1 protein-coding gene is annotated in these 706 nt (G+C 40.9%); it reads left to right on the top strand.

Annotation, left to right across the window (positions count from 1 at the left end; all coding sequences use genetic code 11):
* Positions 1 to 706, top strand: a 706-nt coding sequence (locus ACVBFA_RS11650; RefSeq protein ID WP_447158863.1) for a putative Ig domain-containing protein, incomplete at both ends; no start/stop codon positions are given.

Raw genomic sequence — 706 nt, 5'->3', positions numbered from 1 at the left:
AGTTAACACAGAAATTACTCCGATTAAGATAGAAGCAACAGATAATAGTGGTCAAGCGGTAACGAATAAAGTAGAAAGCCTACCTGACGGCGTAACGTTTGATGAAGCAACGAATACAATCAGTGGTACGCCAAGTGAAGTGGGTAGTTACACAGTGACGGTAACGACAACGGATGAGAGTGGCAACGCAACAGAAACAACATTCACAATTAATGTAGAAGATACGACAAAACCAACGGTTGAAGATATTGCGGATCAAACACAAGAAGTTAATACAGAGATTGAGCCAATTAAGATAGAAGCGACAGACAATAGTGGTCAAGCAGTAACAAATAAAGTAGACGGCTTACCTGACGGTGTAACGTTTGATGAGGCAACGAACACAATCAGTGGTACGCCAAGTGAGGTTGGCAGTTACACAGTGACGGTAACGACAACAGATGAGAGTGGTAACGCAACAGAAACAACATTCACAATTGATGTAGAAGATACGACAAAACCAACGGTTGAAGATATTGCAGATCAAACGCAAGAAGTTAACACAGAAATTGAGCCAATTAAGATAGAAGCAACAGACAATAGTGGCCAAGCAGTAACAAATAAAGTAGAAGGTTTACCTGACGGCGTAACATTTGATGAAGCAACGAATACAATTAGTGGAACACCAAGTGAAGTGGGTCGTTACGATATTACAGTAACGACAACG

The organism is Staphylococcus sp. MSU001 (assembly GCF_052976705.1).
This window is presented reverse-complemented; position numbering and strand designations above follow the sequence as displayed.